Here is a 14,684-nt window from a genome sequence, read left to right as displayed (position 1 = left end):
GCGGGTGGCCGCGGCACATAAGGCGTGTAATCCTTGGCCTGCGCCGGGGCCAAGCGGTTTGCCACGTTGGCCTCCAGCTTGGCGGACGTGATGCGGAACGTGGCCGGGACGACCTCGCCCTGGCTGTTGGTGCCGCCTTCCTTCTCGTATTCGGCCGTGGCGACGTAGGTGCCTTCGTAACCGAGGATGGCGTTCGTGTCGGGGTCGCGCAGTGCCTTGGGCTGCTGGAAAACGCGCCATTCCCGCACATTGGTCAGGTCGCCCCGCACGTAGGCGGCGTCGCCCTTGCCGAGCAGTACACGCCCTTCCTGGGCCGCGACGATGCGCGGCGCACGATCGAGTTCGTCGCTGTCGAAGATCACCGCATCGTTGAGGAAACCTTCGATGAACTTCAGCGGGACGGAGGCAATCGGGCCGTCCGAGGCCCCAGCATCGCGGACCCTCGGCGACAGCTTCAGCGTACCGTTCGGACCGCCCGCCATGCGCAGGCGGGCGCGGTCGCCATCCCTTTCAAGCAGCAGTTGCTGCCCGGGGTAGATCAGGTGCGGGTTGCGGATCTGGTCGAGATTCATGCCCCACAGCTCGGGCCAGCGCCACTGCCGCTTCAGGAACACGCCGGAGATGTCCCACAACGTGTCGCCGCGCTTGACGGTGTAGGTGTCGGGGGCGTTGGGCGCGAGTTCGGAGAGCGGCACGCCGGCCTGCGCGACTTGCTGGGCAGTACTCCGCTGTTGGGCGGTGATGGGGAAATTGGGCTCCGCCGCGGCGGCGGTCATCGAGACGCCGGCCGTCAGGGCGGACAAGAGAGCAGTGGCAACCACACCGAGGGGTCGGCGTGCAGCGGGGGCAATTCGTGTCATCGAGCTCTCTCCGTGGACGGCCGGCTCCAAGCTCCCCGGCGCCCTGTGGTCTTTGTGAGGCTTGTACCCGACCCTGCCGGTTGGGCGAAAATCCTCACTTCGTTTCGAAGATTCTGCCCATAAACCTTGATGCCGCAATGAAACCGCCGGGCGCGCGGGTGCAGCCATCGGTAGCCCTTCACGCCCGCTCGTTGCTTGTGGCCCACACCGTCCCGAAGCATTTCGTTACTCTGCCATGCCGTTGCTCGACATCCTGCGTTATCCCGATCCCCGCCTTCACACCGTGGCCAAACCGGTAAAGGAAGTCGACGAGCGCGTGCGCCAACTTGTCGACGACATGCTGGAGACCATGTACGACGCCCAGGGCGTCGGACTGGCGGCGACCCAGGTCGACGTGCACGAGCGCGTGATCGTCATCGACGTTTCCGACGATCGCGACGAGCCCCGGGTGCTGATCAACCCCGAGTTGCTGCAGGTCAGCGACGAGATGGTCGTGGGGGACGAGGGCTGCCTGTCGGTGCCGCAGATCTACGACAAGGTCCCTCGCCACGCGAAGGTCACGGTCCGGGCGTTGGGGCGGGACGGGCAGGCCTACCAGTTCGATGCCGAGGAACTGCTGTCGGTGTGCGTTCAGCACGAGATGGATCACCTGATGGGCAAGGTCTTCGTCGAGTACCTGTCCCCGCTCAAGCGCAACCGCATCAAGAGCAAGATGCTCAAAAAAACGCGCGACGAGGCGCGAGACTGAGGCGGACTGCGTGCGCATCGCATTTGCCGGCACGCCCGAGTTCGCGCGTGTTGCGCTGAGACAGTTGCTGGACGCCGGGTTCGACGTTCCGCTGGTGCTGACGCAGCCCGATCGACCGGCGGGGCGCGGGCTCAAGTTGCAGGCCTCGGCCGTCAAGGCGCTGGCCGTGGAGCGCGGCCTGGCCGTGACGCAGCCGCGCAGCCTGCGGCTGGACGGCAAGTACCCGGATGACGCAAGCGCGGCGCGCGAAGCGCTCGAGGCGGCGCAGCTCGATGCGATGGTGGTGGCTGCCTATGGCCTGATCCTGCCGGCCTGGGTGCTGAAGCTGCCGGCGCGTGGGTGCCTGAACATCCATGCCTCCTTGCTGCCGCGCTGGCGCGGGGCAGCACCGATCCACCGGGCGATCGAGGCCGGCGATACGGAGACCGGTATCACCATCATGCAGATGGACGAAGGCCTGGATACCGGTGACATGCTGCTCTCCGAGCGCGAGTCCATCCGATCCGACGACAGCACGGCGACGCTCCACGACCGCCTGGCGGCGCTCGGCGGTCGGCTGATCGTCGAAGCGCTCGAGGCCGCCGCCTGCGGAGGCCTGGTGCGGCGTCCGCAACCGGCGGAGGGCGTGACCTATGCCCACAAGATCGACAAGGCGGAGGCGGCGATCGACTGGTCGCGGCCGGCCGAGGAGATCGAGCGCCGTGTGCGCGCCTTCGATCCCTTTCCCGGGGCCAGTTTCCAGCAGGCCGGCGAGACAGTGAAGCTGTGGCGAGCCGCGGTGGCCCCGCAGCGAGGCGCGCCCGGCACGGTGCTGAGCGCTGCCGAGGGCGTGCTGCGGGTTGCCTGCGGTGACCTGTCGCTGGACCTGCTGCAGCTGCAGCGTCCCGGCGGCCGGCGCGTCGGGGCGCGGGATTTCCTGGCGGTTCGGTCGACACTGCAGGTCGGTGCAACACTGTGATGGTGCGGTGCGGGGATTGAACTCCCCGAGTTGTCCCGCATCTATGCCTGGGCGCCAGCGTGGCGCAGGAGCTGGAAACATGTTCAATCTGATGAAGACCGCCGTGCTGATGGCCGCCATCACGGCGCTGTTCATGGCCATCGGCTCGGTGCTGGGCGGGCAGCAGGGCATGGCGATCGCGCTGGTGGTCGCGCTCGGCATGAACTTCTTCAGCTACTGGTTCAGCGACAAGATGGTGCTGAAGATGTACAACGCGCAGGAGGTCGATGCGTCCTCCGCGCCGCAGTTCTACGGCATGGTGCGAGAGCTCGCCGCGAAGGCGGAGTTGCCGATGCCCAAGGTCTACCTGATCAACGAGGACGCGCCGAACGCGTTCGCGACCGGCCGCAATCCCCAGAACGCTGCGGTGGCGGCCACCACCGGCATCCTGCGTGTGCTGTCCGAGCGTGAACTGCGCGGCGTCATGGCACACGAGCTCGCGCACGTGAAGCATCGCGATATCCTGATCAGCACCATCAGCGCGACGATGGCCGGCGCCATCTCGATGCTGGCCAATTTCGCGATGTTCTTCGGCGGCCGTGGAAGCGACGGTCGGCCAGCCAACCCGATCGCCGGCATCCTGGTGATGCTGCTGGCGCCGCTGGCAGCCAGCCTGATCCAGATGGCGATCAGCCGGGCCCGCGAGTTCGAGGCCGACCGGGGCGGCGCCGAGATCTCCGGCGATCCGCAGGCCCTGGCCAGCGCGCTGCAGAAGATCCAGCGCTATGCCCAGGGGATCCCGCTGGAGGCGGCCGAGCGTCATCCGGAGACGGCGCAGATGATGATCATGAATCCGCTGTCCGGCGGTGGGCTGCGCGGCCTGTTCAGCACCCACCCGGCCACCGAGGAGCGCGTGGCCAAGCTGATGGCCATGGTTCCCCAACGGGTCTGACACCGGCGCCGACGTGAGGGGGCCGCTTCCGCAGGGCCCTTTTTGTCGGCGGGCTCAAGTGACGGGCGGCGTGACCGATAAGCCTGCGAAGCCTGTCCGCATCCATCATGTCGCCCCTCCGTATCCTTCCCCTGATCGCCCTGGCGCTGCTCGCCGGTTGCGACCTGCTCGGCACCGAGGCCGCCGAGAAGACGGCGGCTCTGAAAGAAGCCGACGGCAAGGCCATTGGCAGCGCCTGTCGGCATGCCGGGCGGGCCATCGAGGATTGCTACGCGCTCAATGCCAAGGCGCAGCGCGCTGCCGTCTTTGCCGGTTGGCGCGAGATGGACGAGTACATGCGCGAGAACAAGCTCGACGCTGTGGCGCCGCAGATACAGCGGCCGGGCAGCAAGCCGGTCGAATCGGAGGTCGCGAAGACCGATGCAGCGGCGCCGATCCCGGCTGAACCCAAGGCAGACAAGCGCAAGTCACATACGTCCTGAAGCGCCAGCGGCGTTTTGCGTCACGCAAGTGGTGGCCGCTGCAGGGCGGTGAGACCGCCCGACCGGTGGGACAATCGAGCGCATGTCGATGCCCTCCCTGCGCTCCGTGCTGCGTCACCCGGCCTACCGCACCGGACTGGGCGAAATGGCCGGGGTTTCGCTGGGCATCGCCGCCTGGGGATTGGTGACGGGCGTCGCGATGGTCAAGGGCGGTCTGTCGGTACCGCTCGCCCTGTTGATGACCTTCACGGTGTTCGCCGGCAGCGCGCAGCTCGCCACCATCCCGCTGATCGCCCTGAGCGCGCCGGTCTGGGTGATCTGGGCCACGGCCTTCTGCGTCAACCTGCGTTTCGTGATCTTCAGCGCGCAGTGGCGCCCCTATTTCATGCGCTTTCCCTTGAAGCAGCGCCTGATGCTGGGCTACTTCTCGGGTGACCTCAACTATGTGCTGTTCATGCGGCGCTATGCGGTGCCTCCGACGGACGGCGATGTGCCGGAGGGGCAGATCGAGTACTTCTGGGGATCTGTCAGCGCGAACTACCTCGCCTGGCAGATTCCTCGGTGATCGGCATTCTGCTGGCGGACGTGGTGCCTACCCACTGGGGGCTTGGCTTCGCCGGTACGCTGGCCCTGCTCGGCCTGACCTATTCGCTGGTGTCGGACCGTGCCACGCTGCTGGCGGCGGTCGTGGCCGGGGCCGCAGCTGTCGCGGCCTTCGCGCTGCCGTTCAAGCTCTACATCGTCGTGGCGATCGCCGCGGCCGTGTGCATCGGGCTGATGATCGATGGCGGTGACGACGCCGGCCGTCGGCTTCGTGCCTGGCTGGATCGCACCGGCGCGCGCCGTCTCGACGCCCACGCGCGCGACAAGGAGTGCGTCGCTTGAGCACGGGTGAGTTCCTGCTCACGATTGCCGGGCTCACGGTCATCACCGTGGTCACCCGCTCGTTCTTCTTCCTGTCCGACCGCGAGCTGGCGCTGCCCGACTGGGTAAAGCGCGGCCTGCGCTACGCGCCGCTCGCCGCGCTGGCCGCGGTCGTGGTGCCGGAGATCGCCATGAGCCAGGGACAACTGATCGCCGAGCCCTGGCATGACGCCAGGGTCTATGCGGCCGCGGCTGCGACGGCCTACTTCTTCTGGCGCCGCGGCATTCTGGGCACCATCATCACCGGCATGGCCGTGCTGCTGCCCCTGCGCTTGGTGCTGGGCTGGTAGTCCACGGCGGCCGGAACGCGCGCCACTCGCCATTCCCTTCGTTTTCCCCACCATCCGAGGAGTCAGTCTTTGAAGGTTCTGCGGTTCTCCGATCTCATCCAGCAAGGTCGCGTCGCCGGCCAACGTGTCTTCATCCGGGCCGATCTGAACGTGCCGCAGGACGACGCCGGGCGCATCACCGAGGACACCCGCATCCGCGCCTCGATCCCCTGCATCGAGATGGCGCTGGCGGCCGGTGCGGCCGTGATGGTGACCTCGCACCTGGGCCGTCCGACCGAGGGCGAGTTCAAGGCCGAGGACTCCCTGGCGCCGGTCGCGCGCCGTCTGGCCGAGTTGCTGGGCCGCAAGGTGCCGCTGCTGCAGGACTGGACCGGCGGTGTCGAAGTCGCGCCGGGTGAACTGGTGCTGCTCGAGAACTGCCGCGTCAACAAGGGCGAGAAGAAGAACGACGAAACGCTGGCCCGGAAGATGGCCGCGCTCTGCGACATCTTCGTGCACGACGCCTTCGGCACCGCGCACCGCGCCGAGGCCTCGACCTATGGCATTGCGCAGTTCGCCAAGGTGGCCTGTGCCGGCCCGCTGCTGGCGGCCGAGATCGACGCCATCACCAAGGCCCTGAAGAGCCCGAAGCGCCCGCTGGTGGCCATCGTGGCGGGCTCCAAGGTCAGCACCAAGCTGTCGATCCTGAAGTCGCTGGCGGCCAACGTCGACCAGCTGATCGTCGGCGGCGGCATCGCCAACACGTTCATGCTGGCGGTCGGTCTGTCCATCGGCAAGTCGCTGGCCGAGCCCGATCTGGTGGATGAGGCGCGCGCCATCATCGACATGATGAAGGCGCGTGGCGCCGCGGTGCCGATCCCGATCGACGTGGTCGTGGCCGACGAGTTCTCTGCCATCGCACGCGCCAACAAGGTGACCGCCACCGAGGTGCGGCCCGATGACCTGATCCTCGACATCGGCCCGCGCACCGCGGCCGAGCTGGCCGGCATCATCGCGCGCGCCGGCACGGTGGTCTGGAACGGGCCGATGGGCGTGTTCGAATACGACCAGTTCGCCGGCGGAACGCGCACGCTGGCTGCGGCCATCGCCCATTCGCCGGCTTTCAGCATCGCCGGCGGCGGCGACACACTGGCGGCGATCGCAAAGTACGGCATCGAGAAGGACATCGGCTACATCTCCACCGGTGGCGGCGCCTTCCTCGAGGTGCTGGAGGGCAAGACCCTGCCGGCCTTCGAGATCCTCGAGCAGCGGGCCGCCGGCTGAGCGGCATGACGACACGGGGCGCTGCGGCGCCCCTCGCTTCATCGGAATCTTCTTCACATGACCATGCACCGCGCCACCAAGATCGTCGCCACCCTCGGCCCCGCCTCGTCCACGCCCGACGTGCTTGAACGCATGATCACCGCCGGCGTCGACGTCGTCCGGCTGAACTTCTCGCACGGCAGCGCGCAGGACCACATCGCACGTGCCGCCCTGGTGCGCGAGGTGGCGCAGCGCGCCGGCAAGGAGGTCGCGATCATGGCCGATCTGCAAGGGCCGAAGATCCGTGTCGGCAAGTTCGCGCAGGGCAAGGTGATGCTGGAGCCTGGCGCGGCGTTCGTACTGGACGCCGCCCGCAGCGAGCCGGGCGACCTGCAGGCGGTCGGCCTGGACTACAAGTCGCTGCCGCGCGACGTGAAGCCGGGCGACACGCTGCTGCTCAACGACGGACTGATCGTGCTGACCGTCGACAAGGTGATCGGCGAGGCGGTGCACACCGTCGTGAAGATCGGCGGCGAGCTGTCCAACAACAAGGGCATCAACAAGCAGGGCGGCGGCCTCACGGCGCCGGCGCTGACCGCGAAGGACATGGAGGACATCAAGACCGCGATGAGCTTCCAGTGCGAGTACCTCGCGGTCAGCTTCCCCAAGAGCGCGACCGACATGGAGATGGCCCGGCAGCTGGCCAACGTGGCCGGTGAGCCGTGGCGTCACAAGCCGGCGCTGATCGCGAAGATCGAGCGCAGCGAGGCCATCCCCGTGCTTGAGCAGATCCTCAAGGCCAGCGACGGCATCATGGTGGCGCGCGGTGACCTCGCGGTCGAGGTCGGCAACGCCGCGGTGCCGGCGTTGCAGAAGAAGATGATCAAGCTCGCCCGGGAGCTCGACAAGGTGGTGATCACCGCGACCCAGATGATGGAGTCGATGATCGTCAACCCGGTGCCGACGCGCGCCGAGGTGAGCGACGTCGCGAATGCCGTGCTCGACGGCACCGATGCGGTGATGCTCAGCGCCGAGACAGCGGCCGGCAAGTACCCGGTCGAGACCATCGAACAGATGGCCGCCATCGCACTGGCAGCCGAACGGGCCGAGGACGTGGCGCTGGACGCCGACTTCACCAACAAGCGCTTCGGCCGCATCGACCAGAGCATCGCGATGGGTGCGCTGTTTACCGCCCACCACCTGGGCTGCAAGGCGATCGTCGCGCTGACGGAATCGGGCTCGACGGCGCTGTGGATGAGCCGCCACAAGATCCACGTGCCGATCTTCGCGCTGACTTCGCAGCAGACCAGCCAGCGCAAGATGACGCTGTATCGCAACGTGCGTCCGCTGCTGATGCCGTCGTACACCGACCGCGACGAGGCCCTCGCGAAGGCGGAGGCGCTGCTGGTGGACGGTGGCGTGCTCAAGCCGGGAGACACCTACGCCATCACGTGCGGCGAGCCGATGGGCTACCCGGGCGGTACCAACATGCTCAAGGTTTGCCGAGTCGCCTGAGCAAGGGGGTCACGGACGGTCTCCGGCGCCGATCGGACGCCTAAAATCAGGGTTTCGCGGGCTCGCCGTCCGGCCTGCCGCTCCTTTCGCTGTCGACTTTCGGAGATCCCCATGCCCCTCGTTTCCATGCGCCAGCTGCTCGATCATGCCGCCGAGCAGGGCTATGGCATCCCGGCCTTCAACGTCAACAACCTCGAACAGGTGCAGGCCGTGATGAGTGCCGCCCACGAAGTCGGCGCGCCGGTGATCCTGCAGGCCAGCGCCGGTGCGCGCAAGTACGCCGGCGAGAACTTCATCAAGCACCTGATCCAGGCGGCGATCGAGACCTGGCCGCACATCCCGCTGGTCATGCACCAGGACCACGGCCAGAGCCCCGACGTGTGCCAGGGCGCCATCGACCTGGGCTTCAGCTCGGTGATGATGGACGGCTCGCTGCAGGCCGACGGCAAGACGATCGCCAGCTACGACTACAACGTCGAGGTGACCCGCAAGGTTGTCGACATGGCGCACAAGCTCGGCGTGACGGTCGAAGGCGAACTCGGTTGCCTCGGCTCGCTCGAGACGATGAAGGGTGACAAGGAAGACGGTCACGGCACCGACGCCACGATGACCGTGGAGCAGTTGCTCACCGACCCTGAAGAGGCGGCCGACTTCGTCAAGCGCACCCAGCTCGACGCGCTGGCCATTGCCATTGGCACCAGCCACGGCGCCTACAAGTTCACGCGCAAGCCCACCGGCGACATCCTGGCGATCAAGCGCATCAAGGAGATCAATGCGCGGATCCCCAACACTCACCTGGTGATGCACGGCAGCTCCAGCGTGCCGCAGGATCTGCTGGCCGAGATCCGAAAGTACGGCGGCGACATGAAGGAAACCTACGGCGTGCCAGTGTCGGAGATCCAGGAAGCATCAAGTTCGGCGTACGCAAGATCAACATCGACACCGACATCCGTCTTGCGATGACTGCGGCGATCCGCAAGTTCTTCGTCGAGAACCCCGGCAAGTTCGATCCGCGCGAGTACCTGAAGCCGGCAACGGCCGCGGCCAAGTCCATCTGCAAGCAGCGCTACGTTGAGTTCGGCTGTGAGGGTCAGGCACCCAAGATCAAGGGCGAGACGCTCTCCGTGGTGGCTGCCAAGTACGCCAAGGGAGAACTCGCCCAGGTCGTTCAGTAAGTCTTCACAGTCTCCTCGTCACCGCGCCCCGCCTCCAATGTCCGCCACCACTCCGCTGCTCGAAAGCCGTCTGCAATCGCTGCCTCTGCTGGCGCGCGGCAAGGTGCGCGACAACTATGCGGTCGGCAGCGACCGCCTGCTGATGGTCGCGAGCGACCGGCTCAGCGCCTTCGACGTGGTGATGGGCGAGCCCATTCCGGGCAAGGGCGAGTTGCTCACGCGCATGGCGCTGTTCTGGTTCGCGCGGCTCGGCCACATCGTGCCCAACCATCTGACCGGGGACGCTCCGGAAAGTGTGGTCAGCGCGGCGGAGCGGTCCCAGGTCACGGGCCGCTCGATGCTCGTCAAGCGCCTGAAGCCGCTGCCGGTGGAAGCCGTGGTGCGCGGCTACCTGGCGGGCTCGGGCTGGAAGGAATACCAGCACAACGGCCAGGTCTGCGGCGTGAAGCTGCCACCCGGCCTGAAGAACGCCAGCAAGCTGCCGTCGCCCATCTTCACCCCGGCCACCAAGGCCGAGATGGGTGAGCACGACGAGAACATCCCGTTCGAGCGCATGGTCGAGATCATCGGTGCCCCGCTGGCCGAGCAGGTGCGGCGCGTGGCGATCGCGCTCTACGAGACGGCGGCGGCCTTCGCCCTCGGCAAGGGCATCATCATCGCCGACACGAAGTTCGAGTTCGGCCTCGACGAAGCCGGCACCCTGACGCTGATGGACGAGGTACTGACGCCCGATTCCTCGCGCTTCTGGCCGGTGGAAGGCTATGCCGAGGGCATCAACCCGCCGAGCTACGACAAACAGTTCGTGCGTGACTGGCTTGAACAGGCCGTGGTCGACGGCCGACCGTGGAACAAGCAGGCGCCGGCCCCGGCGTTGCCGGCCGACGTGGTGGCGCGGACGGCAGCAAAGTACCGCGAAGCCCTCGAACGCCTAACGGCCTGAACGGCACTTGGCTCCGAGCCGGCCCTGCATGAACTCGCGCTTGCTAGCCCAACTAGACGCTGCGATCGCGCAGACGGCGAATCCGGTCGAAGCCGATGTGCTGCGTGCCGAGCGGGTCGGATTGCTGGCGCGCGAAGGCCGCGTCGACGAGGCGCGCAGTGCCTTGACGACGTTGCAACGGCGGCACCAGTCGCGGCCCGATGCGGCCACCGCGGCCGCCCTCTGTCTGGCCGATGCGATGGTCGATTACTTCAGCGACCTGAGCGGTCAGGCGCGCGTCAAGCTGCAGCAGGCGCGGGCACTGAGCCTGTCGGCCAACCGCATGCCGCTGCAGGCCGTGAGTCTGGCCTGGATGGCGCATCTCGATTACGTGCACTCCGACATCGACGGCATCGCCCGCAACGCTTCGCAGGCGCTGCGACTCGCCGCGCCCGACCATCACTCGGCCCGCTCGCGGGCCTGCCTGGTGGTCGCGATGGCCTATCACTACGGTGGCCGCATCGACAGGGCGCAGGGCTGGTACGCGAAGGCGCGCCAGCACGCCAGCGCGGAAGGCGACGCGGCGACCATCAGCGCGCTGATGCACAACATGGCCGCCCTGCGCAGCGACCAGGCTCGCATGGCCGCCGTGTTCGCCGACGACGCGAAGCAGAGCGACGTGGCGCTGCAAGCGCTGACGGCGGCCGAATCCTCCAGTCACTTCGACGATCGCATGGGCGGCACCGCGCTGGCCGTGTTGCGGCCGATCCTGCGCGCCCAGACGCTGGTGACGCAGTCGCGCTATGCCGAGGCACTGGTGCTGTTCGAGGCGCATTTCGGCGATGCGCTGGCCACCGGCCTGGGCCGCCTGGAGTGCAGCCTGCGCGCGGATGTCGCCTGGTGCCGTGCCAAGCTGGCGCAGCCCGCGCACGCGCGCGAGCAGGCCAAGGCGGCGGTGGCCGCGCTTCGGCCGGAGTGCGATCTGGACGACGTGGCATTGACGCACGGGCGGCTGGCGCAGGTCCACGAACTGCTGGGCGAGCCCGAGGCCGCTGAGCGGCACGGCCGCCTGGCCCAGGAGCACTGGCAGCGCCATGTCGCCGAGAAGGCGCGCATCGTCACCGTGCTGGACGCCACCTTCGGCACGTCCGCAAGCCCCGGCTGAGGGCAGCGGCCGCCCGGCGGCGGGGTCAGGTAAAAATCAGAACAGCACCATGCTGAGCTTGCGGCGGTAGCCGTCGACCACCGGGTCGCTGGCCACGGCGGCGGCCTTGCCGGCGATCTCCAGTGTCCCCTTGGCCTCGGCGGGTGAGGCGACCTTCGGCGGAGGCTTGCTCAGCAGCTCGAGGATGGCGACATAGAGCTTGCGCGCACGCTCGTCGGACCAGGCCTTGTCGCGCATCAGGATCTCGAGCAGTTCGTCCATCGCTTCGGTCGGCCGCTGGGCGGCGAGCAGCGTCTGCGCCAGCTCGAAGCGCGCCGCGAAGTCGCGCCTGTCGGCACCGATCGCCGCGGCCAGCGCCTCCGGCGAACGGGCCCGCTCGGCTGCCTCGCAGGCGTCGAGCCACAGGCCCAGCGCGCTGGCGCGTGCGTCGACGATCGCCTTCGGCGCCAGCGGCTCGTACACGCGGCGCGCGTCGGCGGTGCGGCCGGCCTCCAGCAGGCGTTTCACGTAGTCAGCGCGGATCGCGTCGTCGCCCGGCGCGATCGCCAGGGCGTCGGACAGCTTGGCGAGCGCGGCATCGTTGTCGCCCTCGGCGGCCAGTTGCTCGGCCTCCAGGGCCTCCTCTTCCGCCGCCAGTGCGTCTTCGCTCGGCACATGCTTGTCGAGGAAACTGCGGATCTGCGCCTCCGGCAGCGCGCCCACGAAGCCGTCGACCGGCTGGCCGCCGACGAACATCACGCAGAACGGGATCGAGCGCACGCCGAAAGCCTGGCTCAACTGGCCTGCGATGTCGGGCTGGTCGTCGCTGTTGAGCTTGGCCAGCGCGAAGCGACCCGCGTAATCCGCTTCCAGCTTCTCCAGCACCGGGCCGAGCGACTTGCACGGTCCGCACCACGGCGCCCAGATGTCGAGCAGCACGGGGGTCTGCATCGACGCTTGGATCAGCTCGGCTTCGAAGTTCTGGAGGGTGATGTCGATCATCTGAGTCAGTTGGGGTCGCCGGCCGCAAAGCCAAGCGCCGCCTACAATTTGGGGTTTTCCGGAACCGGAGCGGCTGTGAACGCAGCGATTCCCCTGATCGGCGTGGTGATGGGCTCCAGCAGCGACTGGGACGTCATGCACCATGCGGCCGATATTCTGACCGAGTTCGGCGTGCCCTTCGAAGCGCAGGTCGTCTCGGCGCACCGCATGCCCGACGAGATGTTCGCGTACGCCGAGGCGGCGCGCGGTCGCGGGTTGCGCGCCATCATCGCCGGCGCCGGCGGTGCGGCCCACCTGCCCGGCATGCTGGCGGCCAAGACGCCAGTGCCGGTGCTCGGCGTGCCGGTGCCCAGCAAGCACCTGCAGGGCGTCGATTCGCTGCATTCGATCGTCCAGATGCCCAAGGGCGTGCCGGTCGCCACCTTCGCGATCGGCGTGGCCGGCGCGGCCAACGCGGCGCTGTTCGCGGTGGCCCTGCTGGCGCACGATGATCCGAGCCTGCGCGAACAGCTCGATGCCTGGCGCGCCCGCCAGACCGAGGCAGCGCGTGCGCAAAGCGCCGCCTTGTCGAAGCACTCACCCTCCTGACGTCTTGGCCGGCCCGCGACGGTCGGTCCCGCTGAAAGCTCCGCCGATGTCGAGCCACCACAAGACCCTTCTGCCCGCGGCCGTCGCCGCCGGTGCCCAGGCCAGCACACTCGGCGTGATGGGCGGCGGCCAACTGGGCCGCATGTTCGTGCACGCCGCGCAGCGCCTGGGTTACTTCACCGCCGTGCTCGACCCGGACGTGGCGAGCCCGGCCGGCCTCGTGTCGCACGTGCATGTGCAGACCGACTACCTCGACGAGCAGGGCCTGGCGCAGATGCTGCAGCGCTGCGCCGCGATCACCACCGAGTTCGAGAACGTGCCGGCCGGCGCGCTCTACACGCTGGGGCGCACCTGCCGGCGGCGCCGGGCGCCGAGGCGGTGGCGGTGTGCCAGGACCGCGCGCGCGAGAAGCGGCATTTCGAGCAGTGCGGCGTGCCATGTGCGCCGCATGCGCTCATCGAGACGCCCGAGCAGCTGGTCGGGGTCGATGCGGTGTTGTTGCCGGGCATCCTGAAGACCGCTCGCCTGGGCTATGACGGCAAGGGCCAGCGCCGCGTGGCGACCCGCGCCGAGCTCGCACTCGCCTGGGACGAACTCAAGCGCGCGCCCTGCGTGCTCGAGAGGCTGCTGCCGCTGGCCTTCGAGATCAGCGTGATCCTGGCCCGCAATGCCGACGGCGAGCTGGTCTCCTTGCCGGTGCAGCAGAACTTGCACCGCGACGGCATCCTGGCGGTGACGCAAGTCCCGGCGCCGAATGTCCCCGCGGCGCTGTCCGCAGCGGCGCGCGATGCGGCCGGCCGCATCGCCGAAGGTCTGGGCTACGTCGGTGTGTTGTGCGTCGAGTTCTTCGTGCTCCATGACGGCACGCTGGTGGTCAATGAGATGGCGCCGCGGCCGCACAACTCAGGCCACTACAGCATCGATGCCTGCGACGTGTCGCAGTTCGAACTGCAGGTGCGCTGCATGACCGGGCTGCCGCTGGTCGCGCCGCGCCTGCATTCGCCGGCGGTCATGCTCAACCTGCTCGGCGACCTGTGGTTCGATGCCGACGGCCGCGAGCGCACGCCCGACTGGGCCGCCGTGCTGGCGCTGCCGGGCGCGCACCTGCACCTGTACGGCAAGAGCAGCGCCCAGCGCGGTCGCAAGATGGGTCACCTGACGCTGACTGCCGACACGCCCGAGGCGGCGCGCGCGACCGCGCTGCGGGCGGCGGAGCGGCTCGGCCTGCCGGCGTTCTGAAGAACATGCCGCGGCTCGACGGTCATGCCCCCGAGGCGGTCGCCGAAGCCGCCCGGCTGCTCGCGGCCGGACAACTCGTCGCCTTTCCCACCGAAACGGTCTACGGCCTCGGCGCGCGAGCCGACGACGATGCGGCCGTCGCGAAGATCTTCGCCGCCAAGGGCCGGCCGGCCGACCATCCGCTGATCGTGCACGTGGCCGATGCCGCCGGAGCGCAGGCCTTTGCGGCCGAACTGCCGCCGCTGGCGCAGCGGCTGATCGCCGCCTTCTGGCCCGGGCCGCTGACCGTGATCGTGTCGCGCCGCGCCGGCGTGGCTGCTGCCGCTTCTGGTGGGCAGCCCAGCATCGGCCTGCGCTGCCCCGCGCATCCGGTGGCCCAGGCGCTGCTGCGCTCGGCTGCAGCGCTCGGCGTGCCGGGCGTCGCCGGCCCCAGCGCCAACCGCTATGGCCGCGTCAGCCCCACGCGCGCGGCGCACGTCGAGGGCGAGTTCGATGCGGCGCTCGTGGTGCTCGACGGTGGCGATTGCGAGGTCGGCATCGAGTCCACCATCGTCGACTGCACGCGCGACCATCCGGTGCTGCTGCGCCCCGGCGTGCTGCCGCGCGAGCGCATCGAGGCGGCAGCCGGCGAGCGATTGCTCGATGCCGCCGACGCGCTGGCCGGCAG

Annotated in this window: 13 protein-coding genes and 3 pseudogenes; 14 read left to right on the top strand and 2 right to left on the bottom strand. The window is 68.6% G+C overall.

The window, feature by feature from the left end; genetic code table 11:
- On the bottom strand, window positions 1-776 hold a 776-nt coding region (locus tag x551_RS11510; protein WP_253950358.1), incomplete at its 3' end, for a LysM domain-containing protein.
- A gap of 319 nt (window positions 777-1,095) precedes the next feature.
- On the opposite strand from x551_RS11510, the gene def reads away from it, so the two are divergent.
- The 11 genes and pseudogenes from def (at window position 1,096) to x551_RS11455 (ending at window position 11,209) form a co-directional block, all read left to right on the top strand.
- Window positions 1,096-1,608, top strand: coding sequence for a peptide deformylase (gene def / locus x551_RS11505; protein ID WP_036229995.1), 513 nt, complete (start codon window positions 1,096-1,098; stop codon window positions 1,606-1,608).
- Window positions 1,609-1,618: 10 nt separating this feature from the next.
- A complete protein-coding gene (fmt, locus tag x551_RS11500; protein ID WP_036229992.1) occupies window positions 1,619-2,566 on the top strand; it encodes a methionyl-tRNA formyltransferase in 948 nt (315 codons plus the stop codon).
- A 79-nt stretch (window positions 2,567-2,645) separates the two neighbouring features.
- Entirely contained in the window at window positions 2,646-3,497 is an 852-nt protein-coding gene (gene htpX / locus x551_RS11495) for a zinc metalloprotease HtpX (protein ID WP_011827886.1), read from the top strand.
- A gap of 107 nt (window positions 3,498-3,604) precedes the next feature.
- Window positions 3,605-3,979, top strand: coding sequence for a hypothetical protein (locus x551_RS11490; protein WP_011827887.1), 375 nt, complete (start codon window positions 3,605-3,607; stop codon window positions 3,977-3,979).
- A gap of 82 nt (window positions 3,980-4,061) precedes the next feature.
- Window positions 4,062-4,864, top strand: a pseudogene (locus tag x551_RS11485) (AzlC family ABC transporter permease).
- Window positions 4,861-5,193, top strand: coding sequence for an AzlD domain-containing protein (locus x551_RS11480; protein WP_011827889.1), 333 nt, complete (start codon window positions 4,861-4,863; stop codon window positions 5,191-5,193). The pseudogene x551_RS11485 and the gene x551_RS11480 overlap by 4 nt, the downstream one beginning before the upstream one ends.
- Before the next feature lie 69 nt (window positions 5,194-5,262).
- A complete protein-coding gene (locus tag x551_RS11475; RefSeq protein WP_011827890.1) occupies window positions 5,263-6,456 on the top strand; it encodes a phosphoglycerate kinase in 1,194 nt (397 codons plus the stop codon).
- 63 nt (window positions 6,457-6,519) lie between these two features.
- The gene (gene pyk / locus x551_RS11470) at window positions 6,520-7,950 is read left to right on the top strand and encodes a pyruvate kinase (RefSeq protein ID WP_148210992.1); all 1,431 of its coding nucleotides are present in this window, start codon (window positions 6,520-6,522) and stop codon (window positions 7,948-7,950) included.
- Window positions 7,951-8,061: 111 nt separating this feature from the next.
- Window positions 8,062-9,125, top strand: a pseudogene (gene fba / locus x551_RS11465) (class II fructose-bisphosphate aldolase).
- A gap of 37 nt (window positions 9,126-9,162) precedes the next feature.
- Window positions 9,163-10,065 carry a phosphoribosylaminoimidazolesuccinocarboxamide synthase gene (locus x551_RS11460; RefSeq protein WP_011827893.1) on the top strand — a complete coding sequence of 301 codons (903 nt, stop codon included), beginning with the start codon at window positions 9,163-9,165 and terminating at the stop codon, window positions 10,063-10,065.
- Window positions 10,066-10,105: 40 nt separating this feature from the next.
- Window positions 10,106-11,209: a hypothetical protein gene (locus x551_RS11455; RefSeq protein WP_152543494.1), complete on the top strand. Its 1,104-nt coding sequence runs from the start codon at window positions 10,106-10,108 to the stop codon at window positions 11,207-11,209.
- Window positions 11,210-11,245: 36 nt separating this feature from the next.
- On the opposite strand, the gene x551_RS11450 is transcribed toward x551_RS11455, so the two are convergent.
- Window positions 11,246-12,190, bottom strand: a complete 945-nt coding sequence (locus x551_RS11450; protein WP_036248584.1) for a tetratricopeptide repeat protein — start codon at window positions 12,188-12,190, stop codon at window positions 11,246-11,248.
- A gap of 108 nt (window positions 12,191-12,298) precedes the next feature.
- Between x551_RS11450 and purE the strand changes: the two genes are divergently transcribed.
- The 3 genes and pseudogenes from purE to x551_RS11435 all read left to right on the top strand — a co-directional run.
- Complete coding sequence (gene purE, locus x551_RS11445) at window positions 12,299-12,778, top strand: 5-(carboxyamino)imidazole ribonucleotide mutase (protein ID WP_036230014.1); 480 nt, start codon at window positions 12,299-12,301, stop codon at window positions 12,776-12,778.
- Window positions 12,779-12,824: 46 nt separating this feature from the next.
- A pseudogene (locus tag x551_RS11440) lies at window positions 12,825-14,017 on the top strand (5-(carboxyamino)imidazole ribonucleotide synthase).
- 5 nt (window positions 14,018-14,022) lie between these two features.
- Window positions 14,023-14,684, top strand: a 662-nt coding sequence (locus x551_RS11435) for an L-threonylcarbamoyladenylate synthase (protein ID WP_036248581.1), incomplete at its 3' end; no start/stop codon positions are given.

The sequence above is a fragment of the Methylibium sp. T29 genome (assembly GCF_000576205.1).
GTDB classification, from domain to species: domain Bacteria; phylum Pseudomonadota; class Gammaproteobacteria; order Burkholderiales; family Burkholderiaceae_C; genus Methylibium; species Methylibium petroleiphilum.
Note: the sequence above shows the minus strand (reverse complement) of the source record. Positions and strands in the feature narration are given on the sequence as shown.

What these genes read in the sequence shown, in the direction of transcription:
- purE (WP_036230014.1), top strand. Translation starts at nt 12,299, where the DNA reads ATGGGCTCCAGCAGCGACTGGGACGTCATGCACCATGCGGCCGATATT.
- x551_RS11460 (WP_011827893.1), top strand. Translation starts at nt 9,163, where the DNA reads ATGTCCGCCACCACTCCGCTGCTCGAAAGCCGTCTGCAATCGCTGCCT.
- x551_RS11490 (WP_011827887.1), top strand. Translation starts at nt 3,605, where the DNA reads ATGTCGCCCCTCCGTATCCTTCCCCTGATCGCCCTGGCGCTGCTCGCC.
- htpX (WP_011827886.1), top strand. Translation starts at nt 2,646, where the DNA reads ATGTTCAATCTGATGAAGACCGCCGTGCTGATGGCCGCCATCACGGCG.
- x551_RS11450 (WP_036248584.1), bottom strand. Translation starts at nt 12,190, where the DNA reads ATGATCGACATCACCCTCCAGAACTTCGAAGCCGAGCTGATCCAAGCG.
- pyk (WP_148210992.1), top strand. Translation starts at nt 6,520, where the DNA reads ATGCACCGCGCCACCAAGATCGTCGCCACCCTCGGCCCCGCCTCGTCC.
- def (WP_036229995.1), top strand. Translation starts at nt 1,096, where the DNA reads ATGCCGTTGCTCGACATCCTGCGTTATCCCGATCCCCGCCTTCACACC.